Genomic DNA, 6,485 nt, shown 5'->3' with positions numbered 1-6,485 from the left:
CCTTGCGCGGGCCAGTAGCACGGCGCTGCGCCATGCCCGGCCCCGCGCAAGGTCCGCGCAAGACTGGCGGCCTAATCTTTGGGAACCCCGCCCGGAGATTCCCATGGAGCCCGTCAACCTTTTCGATCTCGCCACCAAGCAATCGCAGTGGCTGGCCGTGCGCCAGTCCGCAATTGCCTCCAACATCGCCAACGCCAACACGCCGGGCTACACGGCGGGCGATGTCGAGCCGTTCGAGAAGGTCCTCGACCGTACGGCGGTATCGCTGCAGGCCACCCAGGCCGGGCATCTCGGCACCCAGGCGACGAATGCCGGCTTCACCGTCAAGCCGGAGGAAGCCACCGGCTCGATCATGCCGTCGAAGAACACGGTGGCGCTGGAAGACGAACTGATGAAGGCCGGTGAGGTCCGCCGCTCCTTCGAACTCAACACCGCGATCGTCAAGGCCTTCCACTCGATGATGATGATGGCTGTGAAGAGCTGACCATGGACGCGCTTACCGCAGCCCTCAAAGTCGCAGCATCCGGCCTTGGTGCCCAGTCGGAGCGCCTGCGCGTGGTGTCGGAAAACCTCGCCAACGCGCAGTCGACCGGCACCACGCCGGGCGCCGATCCCTATCGCCGCAAGACGATCTCCTTTGCATCCGAGCTCGACCGCGCCACCGGCGGCCAGCTTGTCGAGGTCAGCTCGGTAGAGCGCGATCCATCCGATTTTCCGATCGAGTTCCAGCCCGGCAACGAAGCCGCCGACGAAAAGGGCTACGTCAAGATGCCCAACGTCAACGTGCTGATCGAAATGGCCGACATGACCGAGGCCAATCGCTCCTATGAGGCCAATCTCCAGGTCGTCAAGCAGGCGCGCGATCTGATTTCCATGACCATCGACCTGATGAGGAACCAGCAATGATCAGCGGCATCGGCAGCATTGGCGCGCTCAAACCGGCAACCGAAGGCGCCGGTGTGGCGACCGACGCCCTCCAGGGCATCGTCGCGCCGACGACAGCGACCGAGACGGTCGGCACATCCTTCGCCCAGGCGCTGAGCCAGGCAGCGTCGAAAACCGTCAACACCTTGCAGAATGCCGAGCAGGTGTCGATCCAGGCGCTGCGCGGCGACGCCGACACTCGCCAGGTGGTCGACGCGGTGATGAGTGCCCAGCAGGCTCTGCAGACGACCATCGCCATCCGCGACAAGGTTGTCTCCGCCTACCTCGAAATCAGCCGCATGAGTATCTAGGACCGCGTCATGAAAGCACTTGCCATCGCCGCCACCGGCATGAACGCCCAGCAGACCAACCTGGAAGTCATCGCCAACAACATCGCCAACATCAACACCACCGGCTACAAGCGCGCTCGCGCCGAATTCTCCGACCTGCTCTATCAGGTCGACCGCACGCAGGGCGTGCCCAATCGCTCCAACACGTCGCTGGTGCCGGAAGGTGTCTCGATCGGCCTCGGCGTCAAAACGACGGCGGTGCGCAACGTCCATACCCAGGGCGAGCTGACAAGCACCGGCAACAGCTTCGACCTCGCGCTGACCGGCCGGGGCTGGTTCCAGATCGAGGGTGCCGACGGCGGCACGCTCTACAGCCGCGCCGGCGCCTTCAACACCAACGCCACCGGACAGCTGGTGACGGTCGACGGCGCCAACGTCGTCCCCGCCATCACCGTGCCAACCGACGCGGTCGAGGTCATCGTCAACAAGACGGGCCAGGTCTTCGCCCGCATCGACGGCCAGACCGATCTCCAGCTTCTCGGCCAGCTGCAGCTCGCCAACTTCTCCAACGAGGCCGGGCTGGCGCCGCTCGGCGACAATCTGTTCCAGGAGACGGCGGCTTCCGGCCCGGCCAATGTCGGCGTGCCCGGCGACCCCGGCTTCGCCACGATCGAACAGGGCTACCTGGAATCGTCCAACGTCGATCCGGTCAAGGAGATCACCGAACTGATCTCGGCGCAGCGCGCCTATGAGATGAATTCGAAGGTCATCCAGGCCGCCGACGACATGGCCTCGGTCGTGTCCAAGAACATCAGGTAACAGATCATGCTTGCGCCGGCCCACCGCTCCCTCCGCCGCGCCGCGCTGGCTCTCGCGCTGGTGGCCGGCGGCGTGCCGGCGTTTGCCCAGGAAGCCGGCGACAATCAGGCCGGCAACCAGAACGCCAGTCAGCTCGCGGCCCGCAATACCGGTCAGGCCGCCGGCGATGTCGTGCTGATCCCCAACCGGGTCATCTATCCCGGCGAGACGATCGACCTTGCCGCCCTGAAGCAGGTGACGCTCGTTCCCGGCAAGCACAAGCCGGAGGCCGTCGCCACCCTCGCGCAGGAACTCCATGGCAAGGTCGCCAAGCGCACGCTGCTGCCGGGCCGCTACATTCCGACCGCCGCCATCCGCGACGCTTGGCTCGTCGAACAGGGCGCTGCGGTGCAGATCTATTTCACCGCCGGCGCCCTGACCATTTCGGCTTCCGGCGTTACCCTGCAGCCGGGCGCCGCCGGCGACCTGGTCAAGGTCCGCAACATCGACAGCGGCAAGATCATATCCGGCACGGTGATGGGCGACGGCACCATCATGGTCGGCGCTTCATGATGCGCGGACTTGCCTTTCTTCTGGCGGCTGCCCTTGGCCTGCAGCCGGCGTTGGCCGACGGGCTCGCACCGAAGGCCAAGCGCGAGCTTGCCGCGAAGAATGGCGGCGCCTTCAATGATCCGGAATATGACCCGGCCACCACCACGCGGATGTTCCGCGTTTCGACCGGGCCAAGCACGCTGCCGCCGGGCCAGGTCGCGGCGCGCATCAAGGACATCGCCCAACTGCAGAGCGCGCGCGACAACCAACTCGTCGGCTACGGCCTGGTTATCGGCCTGGCGGGAACCGGCGACAGCCTGCGCAATTCGCCCTTCACCGAGCAGTCGATCCGCGCCATGCTGGAGAATCTCGGCATCGCCACCGAAGGCGGCAGCGCGCGCGCCAAGAACGTCGCCGCCGTCATCGTCACTGCCAACATGCCGCCCTTCGTGCAGTCGGGAGCCCGCATCGACATCGACGTTTCCTCGATGGGCGACGCCGCCTCGCTTGCCGGTGGCACGCTGGTGATGACGCCACTGAAGGCGGCCGATGGCGAAATCTATGCCGTCGGCCAAGGCTCGGTGATCGTGGGCGGTTTCACCGCCCAGGGCCAGGCCGAGCAATTGACGCAAGGTGTGCCGACCGCGGGCCGCGTCCCCAACGGCGCCATCGTCGAACGCTCGGTGCCAGCCGAGTTCGACGATCAGGGCGTGCTGACGCTGCAATTGCGCAACCCCGACTTTTCGACCGCCATTCGCATCGCCGACGCTATCAACGATTACACCGCGCAGCGTTTCGGCATGCGCGTCGCGGCCGAGCGCGATGCCCGCACCGTCCAGATCAGGCGGCCGAAGAACGTCTCGGCGGCACGCTTTTATGCCGAGATCGAGAATCTGGTCGTGGAATCGGACACGCCGGCCCGCGTCGTCATCGACGAGCGCACCGGCACCATCGTCATCGGCAACAACGTCAAGATCTCGCGCGTGGCCATCAGCCACGGCACGCTCACGGTGCGCATCACCGAGGCGCCGAAAGTCGTCCAGCCCGAGCCCTTTTCCAAGGGCGTGACCGCTGTAGAGCCCTTCACCGCCATCGAGGCCACGCGGCCCGACGCGCGGGTCGCAGTGCTCGACGGGCCGAACCTCGAAACGCTGGTTTCTGGCCTCAACCGTCTTGGCGTCAAGCCGGACGGCATCATTGCCATCCTGCAAGGCATCAAATCGGCCGGCGCCCTGCAAGCCGATCTGGTCCTCCAATAGGCCATGCCGATGATCGCTCCCCGCCAACCGAACCGCAACGCCAGGCCGGCGTTGATTGCCCCGGCCCTCGCCGTCATGCTTCTTTCTGCCGGCGCAGCCCGCGCCGAAGAGGCCGTGCGCCAGGTGCTGCCCGGCGGGCAGGCGCCGGCTGCAACCCAGCAGATGACCCTGGAGAAGGCGCCGGACGAAAGCGAGATACAGCGCTTCTGCTCCAACATCGCCGACGCCGCCCGCGATCGCCGCTACGCCCTGCAGGCGCAGGAGCTGAAGGAGCTCCAGGCCGGCATCGACCAGCGCATGAAAGCGCTGGAGGACAAGCGGGCCGAATACGAGCAATGGCTGAAGCGCCGCGAGGTGTTCCTCGCGCGCGCCGAGGACAGCGTTGTCAAGATCTATGCCGGCATGAAGCCGGACGCCGCGGCCGAACGCCTGGCGATGGTCAATGTCGAACTGGCCGCCGCCATCCTGATGAAGCTGGATTCGCGCAAGGCCGGCGTCATCCTCAACGAAATGGACCAGAAGGCGGCCGCCGCGCTTACCGGCATCATGGCCAGCGCGGCGCGAAGGACAGATCCGTCATGATCCGCAAAATGCTCATCCTCGTCGGAGTCGCGGCCTTGTCCGGCTGCGGTACCGATCTCAAGGAGGTCGGCAGGGAACCGGCGCTGTCGCCGGTCGGCTCCGGCATCGGCAATGGCGCGGCCGCGCCTTACAGCTATCCCGAGCCACCGGCGGCGCCAGTCAAGAAATTCTCGCTGTGGGACGATCGCCAGAGCCGCTTGTTCACCGACCCAAGGGCGCTGCGCGAAGGCGATATCCTCACCGTCAACATCAAGCTAAACGACAAGGCCAACTTCAAGAACCAGAACGACAGGAGCCGCACCGCCGCGCGCAAGCTCGGCTATGATGTCACTCTGGGATGGGAGGGCAACAGCACGAGCGGTAAGGGCGACGCCGGCCTGAGCTCCAGCACCGAAACCAACGCCGACGGCGAAATCAAGCGCTCGGAGACCCTGGAGCTCAACGTCGCCGCCGTCGTCACTGAGGTCTTGCCCAATGGCAACCTGATGATCAGGGGTTCGCAGGAGGTACGCGTCAACTACGAGCTCAGGGTGCTCACCATTGCCGGCATGGTGCGTCCGTCCGATATCGGCGCGGAGAACACCATCTCCTACGAACGCATCGCCGAAGCGCGCATCTCCTATGGCGGCCGCGGCCGAGTCAGTGAGATCCAGCAGCCGGCCTATGGCCAGCAGGTCCTCGATCAGGTTCTTCCCTTCTAAAACGGGCAGGCTCGGGAAATTACGCCATGGCCAATGTCGAGCAAGTCGGGCAGAAGAAGGGACCTTCCCTGGTCATCCAATTGGCCATGCTCGTGGCGGTGACGGCCGCCGCGATCGGCATGGGCTGGCTGTCCGGCGGCTATCTGAAGGGCACCGATGCTCCGGCCTCGGTGCCGGTGGCTCCGGAAAACGAAGGCAATACCGAGAGGCCGGCCGAGTCCGGCAAGGAAGCCGTCGGACCGACGCTTGTCCAGCTTGCACCGATCACCACCAATCTGGCGTCTCCCGCAGAGGTCTGGATAAGGCTGGAGGCGTCGGTGTTTTACGACGCGCCGCAGCCGCCGGAGATGACCGAGCAGATCCACCAGGATCTGTTGGCGCTGGTGCGCACGCTGAAGATGCATCAGATCGAAGGCGCCAGCGGTTACCAGCATCTGAAGGCCGATCTCGAGGAGCGTGCCGCCATCCGCAGCGGCGGCCATGCCAAACAGATTCTGATCAGGACATTGCTGCTCGAATGAGAAAATACCTTCTCGCCGCCACGCTCCTGGTCCTTGCCACCTCCGTCGCCGCGGCCCAGCAGCTGGATCTCGGTGCCATCGGCAAGGCCGACGGCACGACCGTCGGCTACCTGATCCAGATGTTCGGCCTGCTCACCGTGCTGTCGGTGGCGCCGGGGCTTTTGATCATGGTGACGAGCTTCACCCGCTTCGTCATCGCCTTCTCGATCCTGCGCGCCGGCATCGGCCTGCAGTCGACGCCGGCCAACCTGATCCTGATCTCGCTGTCGCTGTTCATGACTTTCTACGTCATGGCGCCGACTTTCGATCAGGCCTGGAACACCGGCGTCAAGCCGCTGATGGACAACCAGATCACGCAGGCGGAAGCGTTCGAGAAGATCTCGGACCCGTTCCGCACCTTCATGCTGCACAATGTGCGCGACAAGGATTTCGACCTCTTCGCCGACCTTGCCCGCGAACGCGGCCAGACCGTCTCGCGCGACACCGTCGACCTGCGCATCCTGGTGCCCGCCTTCATGATCTCCGAAATCCGGCGCGGTTTCGAGATCGGCTTCCTGATCGTGCTGCCGTTCCTGGTCATCGATCTGATTGTCGCCACCATCACCATGGCGATGGGCATGATGATGCTGCCGCCGACCGTGGTGTCGCTGCCGTTCAAGATCCTGTTCTTCGTGCTGATCGACGGCTGGAACCTGCTTGTCGGCAGCCTGGTGCGATCCTTCACCTGACTTGTCGATATTGATCGCCAGCCTTGCCTGACTGGCGCCGCGCCGCCGCGCCCAGATTTCCTGCAATATATTTTCGGTTAACCGTCGCGTTTAGGCCTTTGGTAGGGACTTGCCAGCATAGTCCCCCCAG

10 protein-coding genes are annotated in these 6,485 nt (G+C 65.0%); all 10 read left to right on the top strand.

The features are described 5' to 3' along the window. Nucleotides 1-103 precede the first annotated feature (103 nt). The 10 genes from flgB to fliP are packed head-to-tail and all read left to right on the top strand — an operon-like array spanning nt 104 to nt 6,355. Nucleotides 104-484 carry a flagellar basal body rod protein FlgB gene (gene flgB / locus EOA33_RS20140; protein ID WP_127406387.1) on the top strand — a complete coding sequence of 127 codons (381 nt, stop codon included), beginning with the start codon at nt 104-106 and terminating at the stop codon, nt 482-484. Between the two features lie 2 nt (nt 485-486). Beyond that, nucleotides 487-906 (top strand): flagellar basal body rod protein FlgC, encoded by a 420-nt coding sequence (flgC, locus tag EOA33_RS20135; protein WP_126058490.1) that lies wholly within the window; start codon nt 487-489, stop codon nt 904-906. Then, entirely contained in the window at nt 903-1,235 is a 333-nt protein-coding gene (locus EOA33_RS20130; protein WP_127406386.1) for a flagellar hook-basal body complex protein FliE, read from the top strand. Before flgC ends, EOA33_RS20130 begins: the two co-directional genes overlap by 4 nt. Nucleotides 1,236-1,244: 9 nt before the next feature. Continuing rightward, the gene (gene flgG / locus EOA33_RS20125) at nt 1,245-2,033 is read left to right on the top strand and encodes a flagellar basal-body rod protein FlgG (RefSeq protein ID WP_127406385.1); all 789 of its coding nucleotides are present in this window, start codon (nt 1,245-1,247) and stop codon (nt 2,031-2,033) included. Nucleotides 2,034-2,039: 6 nt separating this feature from the next. Beyond that, nucleotides 2,040-2,585, top strand: coding sequence for a flagellar basal body P-ring formation chaperone FlgA (gene flgA / locus EOA33_RS20120; protein ID WP_127406384.1), 546 nt, complete (start codon nt 2,040-2,042; stop codon nt 2,583-2,585). Next, entirely contained in the window at nt 2,582-3,823 is a 1,242-nt protein-coding gene (locus EOA33_RS20115) for a flagellar basal body P-ring protein FlgI (RefSeq protein ID WP_127406383.1), read from the top strand. The genes flgA and EOA33_RS20115 overlap by 4 nt, the downstream gene beginning before the upstream one ends. Nucleotides 3,824-3,826: 3 nt before the next feature. Beyond that, the gene (locus EOA33_RS20110; RefSeq protein ID WP_127406382.1) at nt 3,827-4,405 is read left to right on the top strand and encodes a MotE family protein; all 579 of its coding nucleotides are present in this window, start codon (nt 3,827-3,829) and stop codon (nt 4,403-4,405) included. After that, nucleotides 4,402-5,106: a flagellar basal body L-ring protein FlgH gene (gene flgH, locus EOA33_RS20105; RefSeq protein ID WP_127406381.1), complete on the top strand. Its 705-nt coding sequence runs from the start codon at nt 4,402-4,404 to the stop codon at nt 5,104-5,106. Before EOA33_RS20110 ends, flgH begins: the two co-directional genes overlap by 4 nt. A 26-nt stretch (nt 5,107-5,132) precedes the next feature. Continuing rightward, a complete protein-coding gene (locus EOA33_RS20100; protein WP_127406380.1) occupies nt 5,133-5,627 on the top strand; it encodes a flagellar basal body-associated FliL family protein in 495 nt (164 codons plus the stop codon). Beyond that, nucleotides 5,624-6,355, top strand: a complete 732-nt coding sequence (gene fliP / locus EOA33_RS20095; RefSeq protein WP_126058482.1) for a flagellar type III secretion system pore protein FliP — start codon at nt 5,624-5,626, stop codon at nt 6,353-6,355. Before EOA33_RS20100 ends, fliP begins: the two co-directional genes overlap by 4 nt. Nucleotides 6,356-6,485 lie beyond the last annotated feature (130 nt).

Source organism: Mesorhizobium sp. M4A.F.Ca.ET.050.02.1.1 (assembly GCF_003997725.1).
Classification (GTDB): Bacteria; Pseudomonadota; Alphaproteobacteria; order Rhizobiales; family Rhizobiaceae; genus Mesorhizobium.
The sequence above is the reverse complement of the archived record's forward strand: the minus strand, read 5'-3'. Positions and strand labels throughout refer to the sequence as shown.